At 76.0% G+C, this 16,927-nt stretch carries 16 protein-coding genes and 1 riboswitch; of the genes, 5 read left to right on the plus strand and 11 right to left on the minus strand.

The window, feature by feature from the left end:
• Positions 1-376: 376 nt before the first annotated feature.
• A complete protein-coding gene (locus GWJ10_RS04550; RefSeq protein ID WP_206158331.1) occupies positions 377-1,285 on the minus strand; it encodes an NAD(P)H-binding protein in 909 nt (302 codons plus the stop codon).
• Positions 1,286-1,336: 51 nt separating this feature from the next.
• On the minus strand, positions 1,337-2,302 hold the full coding sequence (locus GWJ10_RS04555) for an alpha/beta hydrolase (protein ID WP_163185492.1): 966 nt from the start codon (positions 2,300-2,302) through the stop codon (positions 1,337-1,339).
• Between the two features lie 249 nt (positions 2,303-2,551).
• On the opposite strand from GWJ10_RS04555, the gene GWJ10_RS04560 reads away from it, so the two are divergent.
• Positions 2,552-3,064 (plus strand): low molecular weight phosphotyrosine protein phosphatase, encoded by a 513-nt coding sequence (locus GWJ10_RS04560; protein ID WP_241005664.1) that lies wholly within the window; start codon positions 2,552-2,554, stop codon positions 3,062-3,064.
• Here the strand turns inward: GWJ10_RS04560 and GWJ10_RS04565 are convergent.
• The 5 genes from GWJ10_RS04565 to GWJ10_RS04585 all read right to left on the minus strand — a co-directional run bounded on the left by GWJ10_RS04565 (position 3,047) and on the right by GWJ10_RS04585 (position 6,912).
• On the minus strand, positions 3,047-3,652 hold the full coding sequence (locus GWJ10_RS04565) for a VanZ family protein (protein ID WP_163185495.1): 606 nt from the start codon (positions 3,650-3,652) through the stop codon (positions 3,047-3,049). The genes GWJ10_RS04560 and GWJ10_RS04565 overlap by 18 nt on opposite strands.
• Before the next feature lie 174 nt (positions 3,653-3,826).
• On the minus strand, positions 3,827-4,315 hold the full coding sequence (locus GWJ10_RS04570; protein ID WP_163185498.1) for a hypothetical protein: 489 nt from the start codon (positions 4,313-4,315) through the stop codon (positions 3,827-3,829).
• Between the two features lie 52 nt (positions 4,316-4,367).
• Positions 4,368-5,516: an alpha/beta hydrolase gene (locus GWJ10_RS04575; RefSeq protein WP_163185501.1), complete on the minus strand. Its 1,149-nt coding sequence runs from the start codon at positions 5,514-5,516 to the stop codon at positions 4,368-4,370.
• 94 nt (positions 5,517-5,610) lie between these two features.
• Complete coding sequence (locus tag GWJ10_RS19765) at positions 5,611-6,210, minus strand: DUF1992 domain-containing protein (protein ID WP_061268292.1); 600 nt, start codon at positions 6,208-6,210, stop codon at positions 5,611-5,613.
• 63 nt (positions 6,211-6,273) lie between these two features.
• On the minus strand, positions 6,274-6,912 hold the full coding sequence (locus tag GWJ10_RS04585) for a hypothetical protein (RefSeq protein WP_128957678.1): 639 nt from the start codon (positions 6,910-6,912) through the stop codon (positions 6,274-6,276).
• Positions 6,913-7,035: 123 nt separating this feature from the next.
• Between GWJ10_RS04585 and GWJ10_RS04590 the strand changes: the two genes are divergently transcribed.
• Positions 7,036-8,226 (plus strand): pyridoxal phosphate-dependent aminotransferase, encoded by a 1,191-nt coding sequence (locus GWJ10_RS04590; protein ID WP_061268291.1) that lies wholly within the window; start codon positions 7,036-7,038, stop codon positions 8,224-8,226.
• A gap of 95 nt (positions 8,227-8,321) precedes the next feature.
• Positions 8,322-9,221, plus strand: a complete 900-nt coding sequence (locus GWJ10_RS04595; RefSeq protein ID WP_241005665.1) for an endonuclease/exonuclease/phosphatase family protein — start codon at positions 8,322-8,324, stop codon at positions 9,219-9,221.
• Positions 9,222-9,237: 16 nt separating this feature from the next.
• On the opposite strand, the gene GWJ10_RS04600 is transcribed toward GWJ10_RS04595, so the two are convergent.
• Entirely contained in the window at positions 9,238-9,606 is a 369-nt protein-coding gene (locus GWJ10_RS04600) for a hypothetical protein (protein ID WP_128957677.1), read from the minus strand.
• Between the two features lie 216 nt (positions 9,607-9,822).
• On the opposite strand from GWJ10_RS04600, the gene GWJ10_RS04605 reads away from it, so the two are divergent.
• Together GWJ10_RS04605 and GWJ10_RS04610 are read left to right on the plus strand one after the other, a co-directional pair.
• Positions 9,823-10,740, plus strand: a complete 918-nt coding sequence (locus GWJ10_RS04605) for a LysR family transcriptional regulator (protein WP_163185503.1) — start codon at positions 9,823-9,825, stop codon at positions 10,738-10,740.
• 67 nt (positions 10,741-10,807) lie between these two features.
• On the plus strand, positions 10,808-12,307 hold the full coding sequence (locus tag GWJ10_RS04610; protein ID WP_163185506.1) for a lactate dehydrogenase: 1,500 nt from the start codon (positions 10,808-10,810) through the stop codon (positions 12,305-12,307).
• Between the two features lie 47 nt (positions 12,308-12,354).
• Here GWJ10_RS04610 and GWJ10_RS04615 read toward each other — a convergent pair whose 3' ends face one another.
• Genes GWJ10_RS04615 through GWJ10_RS04625 form a run of 3 tightly spaced genes read right to left on the minus strand, consistent with a single transcriptional unit; the run spans position 12,355 to position 16,565 of the window.
• Positions 12,355-12,720 (minus strand): SdpI family protein, encoded by a 366-nt coding sequence (locus GWJ10_RS04615; RefSeq protein ID WP_163185509.1) that lies wholly within the window; start codon positions 12,718-12,720, stop codon positions 12,355-12,357.
• 39 nt (positions 12,721-12,759) lie between these two features.
• Positions 12,760-14,670 (minus strand): ABC transporter ATP-binding protein, encoded by a 1,911-nt coding sequence (locus tag GWJ10_RS04620; RefSeq protein WP_206158332.1) that lies wholly within the window; start codon positions 14,668-14,670, stop codon positions 12,760-12,762.
• Complete coding sequence (locus tag GWJ10_RS04625; RefSeq protein ID WP_163185512.1) at positions 14,667-16,565, minus strand: ABC transporter ATP-binding protein; 1,899 nt, start codon at positions 16,563-16,565, stop codon at positions 14,667-14,669. The genes GWJ10_RS04620 and GWJ10_RS04625 overlap by 4 nt, the downstream gene beginning before the upstream one ends.
• A 197-nt stretch (positions 16,566-16,762) precedes the next feature.
• A riboswitch (glycine riboswitch) is annotated at positions 16,763-16,870 on the plus strand.
• Positions 16,871-16,927 lie beyond the last annotated feature (57 nt).

Consider the following 16,927-nt stretch of genomic DNA (forward strand, 5'->3'; position numbering starts at 1 on the left):
GGGCTGGAGGGTTCCTCCTGTCGTGCTGGACGAGGGCACGACACCCGCGGGCTCCGGTGGTTGCGTGGTACTCGCTCGCCGCCGGGGGCTCCCCTCGGGAGACCCCGCCCGGTTCACGGGCTCACCGCATCCGGTCCGTTGCTGGATCGGTTGCGCGACGACTAGCGCGCAACCACCTCACGAGTCCGAAGAATCTTCACTTCCAGGACCACCTCCTTTCGCGTGTACGACGACGGTACGTCCGCCTCCCGCGGCCACGCCAGGGGTTTTCGCCCACGGCGTGGAACCGCCGGGGAACGGGCCGCCGGCTCGCCGGGTCGGTCCTGCGAGGGTCGACCAGGCGACGCGCGGGCCGACGCCGCGCGCTCGACGCGGGTCAGGCGGGGCGCAGGTGCGCCCACTCCTCGGGGTAGTCGTCGAGCCACGCGGCGAACGACTGCGCGGGCCGCTCGACGAGCCGCGCGACCGTGTCGCTCACGTGCGCGAGCTCGCCCGCGGCGATCGCCGTGTACGACGACACCCAGCCGTCCACCTCGAACCGCGGCGCCCCGTACCGGTCGCGCGACGCGTACGCCTCGTCGACGGTCTCCGGGTGGTACGTGATGTCGCGGCCCGTGGCCGACGACAGCTCGGCAGCGACCTCCGCGAGCGTGAGCGCCGCGGGGCCCGTGACGTCGTAGGTGACGCCGTCGTGACGGTGCGCGTCGGCGTCGAGCAGCACGGCGGTCGCGACGTCGGCGATGTCGTCGTGCGACACCGACGCCACGCGTCCGTCGCCCGCGGGGCCGCGGATCACGCCGTCGTCTCCCACCATGAGCGCGAGCCCGCGGTGGTAGAGGTTGTCGCGCAGGAACGTGTGCCGCACGCCCGTCGCGCGGATGTACTCCTCGGTGCGCCAGTGGTCGCGCGCGAACGTGAACACGGCGTCGGGGGCGGCGCCGACGAACGACACGTAGACGATGCGGTGGACGCCCGCCGCGACGGCCGCGTCCACGGCCGCGCGGTGCTGCGCGACGCGGTCGACGTCCTCGCGCGCGGACACGAGCAGGACCGTGTCCACGCCGGTGAACGCCTCGACCATGCCGCGCGTGTCCGTGTACCCGGCGACGACGGCGACGTCCGACTCCGGCAGCGGGTCGTCGCCCAGGCTGGGCGCGCGGGCGGCGTCGCGCACCACGAGGCGCTGCGGCGCGCCTTCGGCGGCGAGCCGGAACGCGAGCTTCGACCCCAGGAGACCGCTCGCGCCCGTCACGGCGACCCGTCCCGACCCCGCCCCGATCATCATCTCCTCACGGTAGGCGCCCTGGTCACGGGCCGCCCGACGACGTCCGGCCCGTCACCTGCTGCTCGCACCGGAGCCGGACCCGGACACCACGCACTCGTCGACGAGCGCCCGGGTCCGCTCACCGACGTCGCGCGCGTGCGAATGGTGCACGTAGTGACCTGACGGCAGGACGACGGAAGTGGTGCACGCCGACGCCGGACCGACGAAGTCGTCGACCGCGGCCCGCTGCCACGCGGGCAGCGTCGCGTCCTCTCCGGCGACGAGCGCGAGCACGGGCAGGCCGGGGGGAAACCGCAGGTCCGCCGTCCGGCCGACCGCCTCGCCGAGAGAGGTCGCCTGAGCGAGCACGTTCGGGCTGAGACCGGACCAGTTCGCGATCATCTCCTGGGCCCGCAGGTTCTCCTCGTCGTAGCCGTCGCCGGACGACGCCCCCGAGAGCAGGTTGGGGTCGTGCCCGGCCACGGCCTGGGCGAGCCGGACACCACCCAGTCGTGCCGCGACGCCCATGCCCCCGGGGACCGGGGACGCGTAGGGGTCGTCGTCCCCGCGTCGCTCCGGAGGGACGAAGTCCTCCGTGCGCGGGATCGTGGGGTCCAGACCGACGTACGCGGCGACGTCTTCGGGGAAATCCGCGACGAACGCCTGCGCCGCGAGGCTCCCCACCGAGTGGGCCACGAGGACGTAGGGGCCCTCGACGCCGGCCCCACGCAGGGCTGCGCGAGCGTCGCGGGCGACCTGGTGCGGCAGCATCGAGGAGTCGGTCGCGTCGCTCCAGCCGTAGCCGAACGGCTCGACGACGGCGACCGTGGCCCATCCCGCGAGCTCCTCCACCAGCGGGGCGAAGTCGTGCACCGGCGAGGCGGTGCCGAGACCGGGCAGCAGCACGACCGCGGGCGCTGAAGAGCCCCGCCGTTCGACGAGCACATGCATCTGGTCGCCGCCGACGTCGACGAGCGCACCGGGAGCGGGGGTGGCGGCACGTTCCCTCGCGGTGAGGACGGCGTTCGTGGTCGGCACCGCGGCCACCGCGGCGACCAGGAGCAGGCCGGCGACGGTGAGCGCTCGGCGCCACCGCCGACCCCGGCGTCGGTGAGGGAGGGGCGGTCGTGGTCCCTGGCGGCGTCTCATGCGCCCAGGGTGGCGGAGGCCCTCGGGGCGGCGGATCGCTCCGTGGTCGGGGGCGCGCGCCGTGGACCTCCGTCCCCGGTCGGACACGCGACGACCGCGATCGTGCGGTCCTCGCTCGTGCGCTCCCACAATGGACTCATGTCACGCGTCGATCCCTACCGCGTCATGACCGTCTGCACCGGCAACATCTGCCGCTCCCCCATGGCCGAGGTGGTGCTGCGCGACCGCTTCGAGGCGGCCGGGCTCGGCGACCGCGTCGTGGTGGACTCGACCGGGATCAGCGACGAGGAGCGGGGGAACCCGATCGACCGCCGCGCCCGCGCCGTCCTCGCGGAGCACGGGTACGTCGTCGACGGGACGCACCGGGCGCGTCAGGTGCGCGCGGGCGACCTCGCCGCGCGCGACCTCGTGCTCGCGATGATCGCCCAGCACGCGCGGGCGCTGCGGCGCCTCGACGCGTCGGCGCCGGTGCGCCTTTACCGCTCGTTCGACCCGGCGGCGCCGCGCGTCGAGCCGGGCGGGTCCGAGCACGTGCTCGACATCGCCGACCCCTGGTACGGCGGGCAGCAGGACTTCGAGGACTGCCTCGCCGAGGTCGAGGCCGCGGCCGACGGGATCGTGGACCTCGTGCGCTCAGAGCTCGACGGCTGAGCGCGCGCGACGGGCGTCCGTCCCGTCGGCGCGCGACCCGCGCAGCGGGGCCGTGGACCAGCGGAAGCGGTCGAAGAACGCGTCGAGCGCGGGGACGCGGGACAGCACGGTGAACAGCCCGAGGCCGAGCACGCCGCCCACGACGTTGAAGAGCAGGTCGCTGGCGTCCGCGACGTGGCCGCCACCCAGCAGGTGCGAGGTGACGTACTGGGTGACCTCGATCGCGAGACTGAAGGCCGCTGCCGTGAGCACGACGCGCCACCACGACGGCCGCGCCAGGAGGAGCGGCAGGAGCATGCCCAGCGGCACGAACACGAGGACGTTCATCACCGCGTCGGCGGCCTCGTAGTCCACGAGGGGCACGAGGACCAGATGGGCGTCCCACGCGGCGCTGCTCGCCGGCTTGTCGACGAAGATCGGGAACACCGTGTTCGCCACGACCCCGGCCGCGTAGACGGCGAGCGCGAGCGCGACGGCGGCCCGCGGCAGCGTGAGACGACCGGACCGGTGCAGGCGCCACAGCAGCAGCCCGAGGACCACCGCCCCCAGCGGGACGACGACGGGGAGGACGGGGACCTCGCGAAACACTCGAACCGCTCCTTCAGCTGACGACGCCACGCACGACGTCGCCGACGGTAGCGGTGCCCCGCCACCCGGGAGATCCCCCGACGGTGCGACCCCGGCCGCGGCGCCCTCCCCCTGCGGAAGGACCGGACCGTGCACGACGCGCGGTGCGTCGGCCCTTCCGACCGCGAGGAGCGGTCAGTCCCCGTAGATCGGCGCCGACCAGTCGTGGTACAGGAAGACGTACGTCTCGCCGTCGCCCTCCAGCCGCTGCGCCATGTAGGCGTCCCAGCGCACCTCTTCGGAGTCCGCGCCCCCGGGCTCCTGCAGCGCCGCGAGGTGCTCCGGCGGGATCGCGAGCGCGTCGGTGAGGCACTGGACGTCGGTCCAGCTCGGGCCGTACGGGGACCCCACGCGGCGGAGGTCGACGAAGCCGTTCTCGCGGTCGAGGGTCGCCCCCGTGCCGCCGAGGGCGCACTCGTCGAACGCCGTCGACACCGCGGCGATGTTCGCCCGGCGCTCGAGGCCGGGTCGCAGCACGAGGGTGGCAACGAGCGCGACCGCGGCGACGAAGGCCAGCGCGAGCACGACGACGAGCGGGACCAGCCACGGTGGCCGCCGACGGGCGGGACGGGCGGCGGGGGCAGCGCCGCCCGGGGTCGTGGGCGGGGCGGGGGGCAGCGTCATGCGTCACTCCGGTGTGTCGTGCGGTCGGCGAGAGGGAGGTCGTCGTCGAGCGTCACCGGCGGCGGGTCCGCCCGCGCAGCGTCCCGACGGCGGTGCCCACGGACCGCGCGACGGACCGTCCCGCGTGACGCACCGTGGCACCGAGCCGGCCGAGCGCGCGGCCCACGCCGCCCGTCGCGCGCGGCGCGCCGCGGGGAGAGGGGGCGACGGCGTCGGGCACGGGCGGGGTGACGGGCACGGGCCGCGGCAGGTACGCGCCGACCCACTGCGCGATGCGTCCGTACGCGAGCGCGCGCACGGGCCGGGAGGAGAGGACGACGTCGTGCAGGGCGCCGTCGAGGCGCGCGACCGTGACGAGGTCGCCGAGCTGGACCGAGCGCTGCGCGACGCCGTTCACGTCGATCGCGGTGTCCGTGCGCATCATCTCGGGCGACCAGCGGGGCAGCAGCGTGCTCCGGGCCGAGAGCAGCACGAGCACCGGGGCGCCGATCCCGAGCCCGCGTGCGACCGTCTGCTGGCCGTGGAAGACGGCGGACAGCCACGCGGGCGTCGTCCGGAAGCCGTGCTGCGGGCGCCAGGCGAGGTCGTAGGACCACTCGCCGTCGAACTCCTTGCTCACGGAGCGCGTGTAGAAGCCAAGGTCGACGTTCGGCAGCGGGCGCGTGGGCGTGAGCCGGGCGCGCGCGCCGATCACGGGCTCGAGCAGAAGACGGCCGACCTCGCGCGTCTGGAACTCGAGCCACGGGCTGTTGAGGACGAGCGCCGCCGCACGCCCGGGGTGGCGCGCGAGCCACAGGCTCAGCGTCAGGCCGCCGGTCGAGTGGCCCATGAGCACGACCTCGCGCGGGGACCGCCCGTCGCCCCGGTGGCCCATCGCGACGAGCGCGGCCTCGATGTCCTCGTCATACGTCGCGAGGTCGGCGACGAACCCGGGAGTCTGGCCGGGCCTTAGGCTGCGGCCGTACTTGCGCAGGTCGAGCGCGTGGAACCGCGCGCCGTGCGCCTCCCAGAAGTCGGCGAGCTCGGTCTGGAAGAAGTAGTCGGACCAGCCGTGCACGTACAGCACGTCGAGGTACGGGTCGGGCCCCGGGCGCCGGCGCCGCACGAGCGTCGCGACGACGTCGCCCTCCTCGTCGGGCGCGAGCGGCAGCGTGAGCTGCTCGTAGTCGTCGCCCAGGACGTCGGGCTGCCAGTCCGCCATGCGGCCGACCCTAGGCGGGCCCGACGACGACCGCCCGCCCGGCGGGTCGCGGACCGGTCGGGCGGGGTCGGGTCCGGTCGAGCCGGTCCGGTGGTCAACGGTCGGCGCGGCGGGCGCGCCAGCGCGCGACCTCGTGCTCGACGTCGCGCGTCGGGGTCACGACGGGCGGCCCGCCGAGCAGCTGGCGGCGGGCGTCGACGACGCGCGCGTTGAAGTCCGCGAGGATCTCGCGCACGGCCTGCTCGTCGAGCTCGCGGTCGAGGCGGTCGTCGAGCTCACGGTCCTCGGTCTTGAGGAGCATCGCCGGCGGCCCGAGACCGGTGAGCTGCTCGCGCTCGATGACCGCCTTGAGCCACCAGTCCGGGTCGTGCGTGCCCGTGAGCCCGGGGATCGGCTTGCCCGCGAGGGGGAGATCGTCGAACTCCCCGCGGCGGACGGCCTGGTCGATCACCGTGTCGACGTACATCGCGCGATCCTCGGGTCGTACACGGCGCGGACCCCCGACTGGGGCGTCGTCGTCGCGCGCCTCGACGGCGCCGTGCGTGCCCGCCCCGCCCGGCGGCTCGCGGCGGGCGGGGTCGTCGTCGGGCACCTCCCGCTCCGCGGCCTCGCGCGCGGCCTCCCGCTCGACCCGGTACTGCGCGGCCCGCCGGACGGGGTCGTCGTCCGGGGTGCGGGAACGTCGTCGGAACACGAGCACCTCCCTCGTCGTCTCCGCCCAGCGTAGGCAGCCCCGGTCCGGCCGGACGAGCGGACATCAGCCGTCGAGGAGCGGGTGGTACCGGCGGCGCAGGGCCCGGTCGAGGGCGGCCAGCACGCCGCCGACCGTGAGGACCGTGTTCACCGGGCCCGGGAGGTCCGGCACGAACGGCGGCGTCCAGCCGGTGAACTGCGACGCCAGCTCGAGCAGCTGCGGCACCTGCGTCACGAGCGCGACCGCGAGCACGACCCACGCCGTCACGCCCACGGCGCGGCTCGCCGTCGGGCGCTCGCGGTCCATGCGGTCGCGCCACGCCTCGGCGGTCCCGGGCAGCGGCGGGACGTCGTGCACGGTGCCGACCGCGTCGACGACGCGCACGTACCGCATCCCGTAGGTGCTCATCCTCGCCTCCAGCGTCGCGCCCCCGAGGTCGAAGCGGGCGCGCGAGCGCTGCTCGTCGACGAGCCGGCCGTCCCGGTACAGGCGGATGCGCTCGTCCCAGTCGAGGAAGTCCACGGCCACGACGTACTCGTGGCCGCCGTGCCGGAGCCCGAACGCGCTCCGCCACAGCACGGCCCACCCGCGCACGGGGCGGAAGGTCGCGGCGCCGTCGCGTCGGTCGCCATGGTCGCCGTGGCCGCCGCGGTCGTCCTTCCGGTCCTCGGGGCCGTCGCGCCAGGCGTCGTCGGTCGTCATGGCCTCATCCGACCCCGGGCGCGCGGTACGGCGCGTCGCCCGGACGACCGACACCTCCGCGCGGGGCCGGCCGGCGTCCGCCGAACGGATGACCCCGGGCATGATGGGCTCATGCCCGGGTCGATGAAGGTCTCACGCCGCTCCCACGTGCCGCCGTTCGCCGTGATGGAGGTCCTCGCCGAGGCGAACCGCCTGCGCGACGCCGGCGCGTCCGTCCTCAACCTCTGCGCGGGCGAGCCGTCGACCGGGGCGTCGGACGTCGTGCGGCGCCGGGCGATCGAGCTGCTCGAGCACGGCGACCTCGGCTACACCGAGTCGCTCGGGGTCCCCGCGCTGCGGCGCGCGATCGCCGAGCACTACGACCGCTGGTACGGCGTCGAGATCGACCCGGCGCGGGTCGCGGTGACCACCGGGTCGTCCGGCGGGTTCCTCCTCGCGTTCCTCGCGGCGTTCGACGTCGGCGACCGCGTCGCGCTCGCCCGCCCCGGCTACCCCGCCTACAAGAACATCCTGCGCGCGCTGGGCTGCGAGGTCGTCGAGCTCGACTGCGGCCCGGAGACGCGCTACCAGCCCACGGTCTCGCAGCTCATGGAGGCGTACTACGACGGCGGCCTCGACGGGCTCGTCGTCGCGAGCCCCGCGAACCCGACGGGGACGATGATCCTGCCCGCCGAGCTCGACGCCGTCGCGGCGTGGTGCGCCGACCACGACGTGCGGCTCGTGAGCGACGAGATCTACCACGGCATCGTCTACGGCGACGGCGACGGCGCGGAGCGTCCGGCCGCGGCGCTGCCGACGGCGGCGCGGTACGTGCCCGACGGCGCGGTCGTCGTCAACTCGTTCTCGAAGTACTGGGCGATGACCGGGTGGCGCCTCGGGTGGCTCGTGCTGCCGGACGAGCTCGTCGGGCCGGTCGACGCGCTCGCCGGGAACGTCGCGCTGTCGCCGCCCGCGCTCGCGCAGCACGCGGGCGTCGCCGCGTTCTCCCCCGAGGGGTATGCCGCCGCGGCCGAGAACGTCGCGCGGTACGCGGCGTCGCGCGAGCTCGTGCTGTCCCGGCTCGACGACCTCGGGTGGTCGCGGGTCGCGCCCGCCGACGGCGCGTTCTACGTCTACGCCGACGTGTCCGGGGACGGCTTGGACTCCGTGACGTGGTGCGCGCGCCTGCTCGCCGAGGCGGGCGTCGCGCTCACCCCCGGCACGGACTTCGACGGCGTCCGCGGCGGGGACTGGGTCCGGCTGTCGTTCGCCGCGGCGCCGAGCACGGTCGCCGAGGCGGTCGAGCGCATCGCCGCCTGGCGCCGCACCCTCTGACGGGCCCGGGGCGCGCCGCCCCTGCGGCGTCCCCGGTACCGGGCGGGGAACCCGCCCTGGTCGCGACGGCCCGTGGCCCGCGCGAGGATCGTCCGGTGCCCCACGACTCCCGTGACCTGACCGACGGACCGCTGCCCCCGCGACCGGAGAGCGCCCTGCGCCTCGCGACCTTCAACACGCTGCACGGTGCCGCGCTCGACGGGACGGTCGACGTCGAGCGGTTCGCGCGCGCCGTCGCGTACCTCGACGCCGACGTGCTCGCGCTCCAGGAGGTCGAGCGCGACTCGCCCCGCTCGCACCGCGCCGACCTCGTGGCCGTCGCGGCGGAGGCGCTGCGCGCCGAGCACCGGCACCTGTCCCCCACGCTGCGCGGCGTCTCCGGCGCGTGGGTGCGCGCGGGCCGGCCGGGGTCGGGCGTGCGGCGCGTCCCCGGCGTCGCGTCGTACGGGATCGGGCTCGTCAGCAGGTTCCCCGTCGAGCGGTGGGCGCGCCTCGAGCTCGACCGGATGCCGTGGCGGTCGCGCGTGCGACGGCGACGGCCGGGTGCCGCGACGGGGGCCGCCCGCCTGCTCCCGTTCCGGGTGGTGCCCGACGAGCCGCGCGCCGCGCTCGCCGCCGCGGTCCGCACGCCGTGGGGGCCGCTCACCGTCGTGACGGCGCACACGACGTCGCGCCCCGAGTTCACCGCGGACCAGCTCCGGTCCTTCACGGGGGCCTGCGCGCCGCTCCCCCGCCCGCTCGTGCTGCTGGGCGACCTCAACCTGCGCGCGCCCGAGCCGGCGGAGATCACCGGGTTCACGTCGCTCGCCGACGTGCTCACGCACCCCGTCGACCGGCCCGTGCGGCAGATCGACCACGTGCTCGCCGACGGCCTGCCCGGCGGCCCGACCGTCCGGGCCCTCGGGCCCGCCACGGCCGTCGACACGGGGCTGTCCGACCACCGCGCGGTCGTCGTGGACGTCGTCCTGGAGCCCGCGCCGGGCGCCTCGCGCTGAGCGGGGCCGGGGGCGGTCAGGCCGCGAGCCCGACCTCCTGGGGTGCGGGGTCGCCGTCGGCGCGCACGGCGGCCGGTGCGGAGGCGGCCGCCGTGATCCCGGCGGCCTCGGCGAGCGTGCGACGGCGCGCACGACGCGCCCGCACGATGACGACGATCGCCTGGGCGCCGATGAGGACCCACACGAGGTTCGCGGCGACGGACGGCCACACGCCGTTCGCGGCGGCGACCATGCCCATGAGACCTGCGGCGGTGAGGTTGGTCAGCTGGAACGGGGCGGACGACGGCGCCCAGCGGCCACGGCTGACCATCGCGTAGGCGACGACGCCGGCGGCGGCACCGATCCAGCCGAGGAACATGACGATCGCGTCGAGGGTGACGGGCACAGCGGTACTCCGGTGACGAAGAAGGGGTGGAGGGGGGTACCGCGACGCTGCGGTGGCTGTGCGCTCCGGGCCGATGGCTGGTGGCGCGGGTGGTGCGAAGCTCGGGCGCCGACCCGTAAGGAGGAGGAGGTAACCGACCGGCGCCACGACAAGTGTGAGGCCTTCCGAGGTTCAGCACAATCGAAGGATTCTGCACCGGCCGTTTAGCATCTCTACATGGCGACGGACCCACGCAGACTTGGTTTCCTCCTTGCCGTGCACCGGGGCGGAGGCATCCTCGCGGCAGCGGATCTCCTGCACGTCACCCCGTCCGCGGTCTCCCAGCAGATCCAGCGGCTCGAGGCCGAGGAGGGGGTCGTCGTGCTCGACCGCGGACCGCGCGGCGTGACCCTCACGCCGGCCGGTCGCGTGCTCGCCGAGACCGCCGAGCGCATCGAGACCGAGCTCGTCGAGGCCCGCAAGGCGCTGGCCGCGCTCGGTGACGAGGTGAGCGGGCGCGTCGCCGTCGGCTCCTTCCAGACGGCGATCCGCGCCGTCGTCGCACCCGTCGCCGGGAGGCTCGCCGAGACCGCGCCGGGGATCGAGCTCGACGTGCAGGAGCGCGAGCCCACCGAGGCCCTGCGGCTGCTGCGCGCGGGCGAGCTCGACGTCGTGCTGCTCGAGCGCGACTACGAGGCCGACTCCCCCGCCCCGCGCGGCACGCGCGAGATCGTCCTGCTCGACGAGCCGTGGCGGCTCGTCGTCCCCGCGGGCATGCCGACGCCCACGCGCCTCGACGACGTGCGCGACGCCGTCTGGCTTGGACCGGAGCCCGGCACCGCCGCCGCCCGAGCGCTCCGGCGGCTGGCCCGCGGGCTCGGCGGGACCCTGCGCACGCGGCACAACTACTACGACTTCGACGTCGCGCTCTCGCTCGTCGCCGCCGGGCTCGGTGTCGCGATGCTCCCGGCGCTCGCCGTGGAGGGCGGCGCGTCGGACGAGGTGCCCGACGGCGTCACGGTCGTCGGGCTGCCCGGCCTCGGCTCGCGCCGCCTCGTCGCGCGCCACCGCGCGACCCGGCACGAGCCGCGCCCCGTGGTCTCCGCCGTGCTCGACGAGATGGTCGCCGCCGCGGGCGGCATCGCGTTCGCCTGACGCCGGGATCCCCATCCCGGGGGCCGCTGGGGGGTCCGTGTCGTCGCGGGGGTCGTAGCCTGCCGGGGTGGACGTAGCGGTGGTGGGGGCGACGGGCGACGTCGGCCGACAGGTGTGCACGCAGATCGTCGAGCGGCGGGTGCTCGCGCCGACGGCGCGGCTCCAGCTCGTCGGTCGGGCCGGCGGCGCGTCGGGGCGCGCCGTGCACGGGCTGCGCGCCGACCTCGTCGACGCGTACGACGAGCACGCGCCGCTCCTCGACGTCGCGCACTCGCCCGACGACGTCACCGCCGACGTCATCGTCGTCGCCGCCGGCCTCACTCCCCCGGCCCGTACGGGCGCCGACCCCGACCGGCGCGTGCTCGCCGCGACCAACGGCGCGGTGCTCGCCGAGTACGCGGACGCGATCGCGCGGCACGGCTCGGGGCACGAGGTCGTGATCGTCGTGACGAACCCCGTCGAGCTCGGTGTCGCGGTCATGGCGGAACGGCTCGGGCGGCACCGCGTGCTCGGCATGGGGGCCTGGCTCGACACGCTGCGGTTCCGACGCGAGCTCGCGGTCGAGCTGGGCGTGCGGCGGCACCGCGTCGGCGGGTTCGTGGGGGGTCAGCACGGCGAGGACGCCGTCCCGCTCTGGTCGACCGCCCGGGTGAGCGGGCTCGACGCCGACGAGCGGGCGCGCGCCGTCGCCGCGCTGCGCCGCGGCCGCACGCTCGACGCGCTGCCGGGCGAGATCGCCGCGGCGAAGGACGAGCTCGCGCGCGTCGCGAGCCAGGACATGGGTGCCGCGTTCGAGCTCATCGACACCTGGCCCGCCGACCTGCGGCTCGTCACGCGGCCCTGGATGACGCACCAGTCCGGCGCCAAGACCCCCGCGGGCACCGCGAGCGCGACCGTCGACCTCCTGGAGGTGATCCTCGACGGCCGCGAGATCGTCGTCGCGGGGCAGGTCGCGCTCGACGGCGAGCTCGACGGACGCCTCGCCCCGGCCGACGGCGTGCCGTCGCGCGGCGTCCTCGGCGTCCCGGTCGTGCTCGGCCCCGGCGGCTGGACGCGCGTGCTGCTCGACGAGCTGCCCGACGACGAGGCGCGCCGGCTCGTGCAGGCGGCCGAGGGGATCGATCGCCTGGTCTCGGCGAGCGCGGTGCCGGACGCGGGCCGTGCGGCGGGAGCGGCGGGTCCGCAGGGCGGGGCGGGCTCGCCGGGCGGGGCGGGCTCGCCGGGCGGGGCGGCGGGCGTCCCCGGCAGGACCGGTGCGGCGGGCGCGGTGCGTGCGCCGGCCCCGGTCGGCGCGGAGCGCGACTGGGTCGCGACCGTGCACGGCCTCGACCAGCCGGGCACGCTCACCGCGCTCACCGGGGTCTTCTCGACGCGCGGCGTGAGCTTCGACTCGCTCGCGACCGGGCCGGTCGACGGCGACGGCCGGGCGGGGCGGATCATCGTGTCGTTTAGGGCGACCCCCCGCCGCACGCGCGCCCTGGAGCGCGCGGTCCGGCGGCTCGCGACGGTGCGCTCCGTCGTCGTGGAGCCCGCGGGCGACTCCTCCCGGCACGGCACGCCGGGCTGAGCGACGGCCGGGCTCGCGGCGTCGACCGTGCGCGAGCCGCCGCCGGGTCAGCTGCGAGGACCCACCTCGCGGCGCACGGCCCGCGTCCCGACGACGAGCCCTCCCACCGTGAGCGCGAGCGCCAGACCGGTCGCGACCAGCACGACGACGAGGCCCGCGGCGTCGTCGACCAGGAGGAGCACCAGGGCGGCCGCGACGAGCACCCAGCCCGCCGCCTCGCTCAGCGGCCGGGCCGCGCGGTGTGCCGTGCGCCAGGCGTCGTCGCTCGCCAGAGTCGTCGCGGTGCGGATGCCCGCGACCTGGTTGCGACCGATCCGTCCGGAGGCCGTGGCGCGGGCGCACCAGACGAGCAGGAGACCCGCTCCGGCGAGGACGAGCAGGAGCACGAGATCGGCGACGGTGTCGGGGTGCACGTGCCCCACCCTGTCACGGCGGCGCGCGCCCGTGCCGGGCTACCGGTAGGCGTGCGCCTGGAGCGCGTACATCTCCGCGTACGGTCCACCGGTGGCGACGAGGTCGTCGTGGGCCCCGAGCTCGGCGACCCGGCCGCCGTCGAGCACGACGATGAGGTCCGCGTCGCGCACCGTGGAGAAGCGGTGGGAGACGAACAGCGTGACGCCGCCCGACGCGGTCCCCGCACGGCGCGCCGTCTCGGTGAACCGCTCGAACAGCGCGTGCTCCGCCGTCGCGTCGAGCGCGGACGCGGGCTCGTCGAGGGCGAGCAGGAGCGGGTCCTCGCGCAGGAGCGTGCGGGCCAGCGCGAGCGTCTGCCACTGGCCGCCGGAGAGCTGGGTGCCGTCCGCGTAGGCCGTGCCGAGGATCTGGTCGAGGCCGTCGGGCGAGCGCTCGACGATCGGGCGGGCGCGGGCCTCGTCGATCGCGGTCCACAGCGCGCGGTCGTCGTGCAACGCGGCCACGCGGCCGACGCCGACGTCCTCGCGCAGCGTGAGCTCGAGGCGTGCGAAGTCCTGGAACAGCGTCGCGACCCGGGACTGCCACGCGTCGGGCGCGACGGCGGCGAGGTCGACGCCGTCGGCCAGGACGCGGCCCGACGTCGGGCGGTACAGCCCGCACAGGAGCTTCACCAGCGTCGTCTTGCCCGCACCGTTCTCGCCGACGAGCGCGACCGTGGCGCCCGCGGGCAGGTCGAGCGTGACGCCGTCGAGCACGGGCCGGTCCGCACCCGGGTAGGCGAACGTGACGCCTTCCAGGCGCAGACCGTGGGCGAGCCGGGCGGGGACCGCGCGCTCCGCGGCTTCCTCTCTCGCCGGCGCGGCCTCGTTCGCCCGCGCGGCCTCGCTCGTTCGCGCCGCCTCGCCCCGCCGCGCGGTGGCCCCCGCCCGGTCGGCCGTGCCGACCTCGGCGCTCTCCGCCGTCCCGGGCTGCGTCCCCGCCGTCCCGGCCGTGGCGCGCAGCTCGGTGAGCTGCTCGACCGTCCGTCCGGCGCCCTGGAGCGAGCCGAAGAGCGCGAGCGCGCCCGCGACCTGCGTGCTGACCTGGATCGCGAGCGTCACCACGAGCACGACCTGGCCGATCGCGGCCGTCCCCGACGCGGCCCCTCGCAGCACGACGAGGACCGCCGCGCCGTACGCGAGCGCGAACCACACCTGACCCCCGGCGCGCAGCAGCGCCGACCGGCGGTGGGCGCTCCACAGGCTCGCGGTCGTGCGGTCCCACGCGGTCCGCTGGCGGTCCGCGACGAGGCTGCGCGCGCCGAACAGCCGGATCTCCTTGGCCGACGAGCCGGTCGTGCCCGCGGTGACGAGGTGCCGGGAGAGGCGGACGTCGTCGGCGGCGTCGTCGCGCGCGCGGTCGAGGAGCCGCTGCGCCCGGTCCGCGAGCCACACGGGCGGCAGCGCCGCGAGCGGGAGCAGGAGCAGCCACGGCTCGACCACGCCGAGGATGACCGTGGTGACCAGGACCTGGAGCGTCATACCGCCCAGCTGGAGCGTGCCCTCCAGCGCCATCCGGACGCGCTGGAGGCCCTCCGTCACCGAGGTGAGCAGGCGCACGCGCTCCGGGTCCTCCAGCTCGGCGAGGCTCGCCGAGCCGTGGGTGAGCCCGGCGACCTCGTCCACGAGCGCGAGCTGCTGGAGGTCGGCGAGCTCGAAGTACGACAGGTGGGCGAAGTGGCTCATCATCAGCTCGGCCACGAGCAGCACCGCGAGCGCGCCTGCCAGCCCCACCGCGCGCGCCGTGTCCGCGTCGACCGCGGCGTCGGTGAACATCCCGAGGCCCACGCCCACGAGCGGCGCCGAGAGGTACCCGACCGTCATGAGGACGATCGCGACGAGCAAACGGCGCCGGTCCGTCGCCCAGCCGTGGGCGAGCATGAACCGGGCGGCGAGGGCGACGCGCCTCACAGGGCACCTCCGGTGGTGGGGGTCGGCAGCGGGTCGGTGCGGAAGCGGCGCGCCTGGAGGAGGAACAGCTCCGCGTACCGGCCGTCGAGGGCGAGGAGCTCGTCGTGCGTGCCCTGCTCGACGACGCGCTCCTCCGCGACGACGACGATGCGGTCCGCGGGCCGCACGGTCGAGAAGCGGTGCGAGATCACGACCGACGTGACCGGGCGCCCGGCCGCGACGGCGTCGACCGCACCCTGCGCGAGGAACCGCTCGAAGAACTCCGCCTCCGCGCGGACGTCGAGCTGCGCCGTCGGCTCGTCGAGGACGAGCACGTCCGCACCGCCGGAGACGGCGAGCAGGGCCCGGGCCAGGGCGATCCGCTGCCACTGCCCGCCGGACAGGTCCCGCCCGCCGGCGTACCCGCCGGAGAGCACGGTGCCGAGGCCGTCGCCGAGCCCCGCCACGACGGTGTCCGCCCCGGCCGCGGCGACCGCCTCGCGCAGCCGGGCGTCGTCGTCGCGCAGCGCGGGCGCGCCGAGCGCCACGTTGTCCGCCGCCGGGAGCTCGAGCCGCACGTAGTCCTGGAAGATCAGCGCGAGGCGCGCGCGCCACGCGTCGAGCGGCAGGTCGCGCACGTCGACGCCGTCCACCGTGATGCGGCCGCGGGTCGGCTCGTACAGGCGCGCGAGGAGCTTGATCGTCGTGGTCTTGCCCGCCCCGTTGAGCCCGACGATCGCCGTCGACGTGCCGGGCACGAGCTCGAGGTCGAGACCGCGCAGGACCCACGCGGCGTCGTCGCGGTAGCGGAACCACACGTCCTCGAAGCGGATGACGCCCCGCGGGACGGCCCGGTCGCCGTCCGCCGCCTCGGGTGCGTCGCCCGACGCGAGCCGCTCCTCGAACCGGGCCAGCGCGTCGAACGACTGCAGGCCGAACTGGGTCTGCACGTCGCACTCCGGGAAGTACACCCCGAAGCGCATGGGGATGAGCACCGCCTGGAGGGCGACGCCGAGCGCGAAGAGGTCGAGCGTCGCGGCGTCGAGCGCGACCAGCACGAGCACCGCCGCGCCCCCGACGAGGCCGATCGCCGAGAACCCGACGAACGGCCAGAGCTGGAGCCGTCGGCTGCTCGCCCACTGCGGCTCGAGGAACGCCATCGTGTCGTCGTGCAGGCGCCCGCGCAGCCACGGCAGCAGGCCCAGGAGGCGGACCTCCTTGGTGATCGACGGCGTGGTCGCGAGGTCGCGCAGGTAGGACTGGCGGCGCCGCAGGGGCGCGAGCGAGTCCCACACCGGGCCGAACCGGCCGAGCGTGCCGCGCACGCCGGTCCGGATCGCGAGGGCCGTGGCGAGGATCAGCGCACCGGCCAGCGGTGACACGACGACCGCGACGAGCACCGACGCGCCGACGAGCTGGACGTACCGACCCACGAGCGGGACGAGCGCCGACGCCGCGTCGCCCGGGCTGCGGGACTGGCGTGCGAACGCGGCGCGCGCGTCGGCCACGACGTCGAGCACCTCCGGGTCGTCGAGGAGGGCCAGCGGGGCGTCGGACAGCGCCGCCGTGAGCAGGCGGTCGATGCAGCGCTGGTCGACGCGGCGACCGATCGTCTCGACCACGCCCGCCTGGAACGGCGCGAGCCCTTGCTGCACGACGAGCGCGGCGACCGCCAGCCCGAGCACGCCCAGCAGCTCCCCCCAGCCGCCGGGGCGGGACGTGACGTCCGGGAGCAGGAACAGCACCCGGCCCAGGAGCACGATCGTCGCGAGCGGCAGCACCGCGAGCAGCAGGCTGAGCGCCAGGCCGGCCGCGACGATCGGCAGTCCCGCGTGCCGCAGCAGGCCCCACATCGTCGTCCAGCGCCGTACCCGGTGCCGCAGCGGCGGTCGCCCCTCGTACCGGTCCTCGCTCATGACCCTCCCCGCTCGCGTCGTCGCACGTCGGGCGACCGTAGCGGAGATTGTGAGGGGTCCGTAGTTTTTATCCCCAGGTCGAGCGCGTCCGCCCCGAGCGCGGCCGCGGACGCGGGGACCGACGTCGGCCTCGACCCCCGCCCGCCCGGGCGGCACGACCCCGGTAGGATCGTGCGCACAACTGCAGTACTGCCGCCCGAACCTCGACGGGAGAGCTCGGCAGCACGGTCCCCGGACCGGGCGCCGGCGCCGAAGGAGCAAGTCCTCCCCGGGAATCTCTCAGGCCCACGTACCGTCGAGGCGAGGCAACTCTGGAAAGCGGTCGTGCGCTCGTCGGACCCCGGCGACCTCGGCCCACCGAC

The sequence above is a fragment of the Cellulosimicrobium sp. SL-1 genome, from assembly GCF_011033075.1.
GTDB classification, from domain to species: Bacteria; Actinomycetota; Actinomycetes; order Actinomycetales; family Cellulomonadaceae; genus Cellulosimicrobium; species Cellulosimicrobium funkei.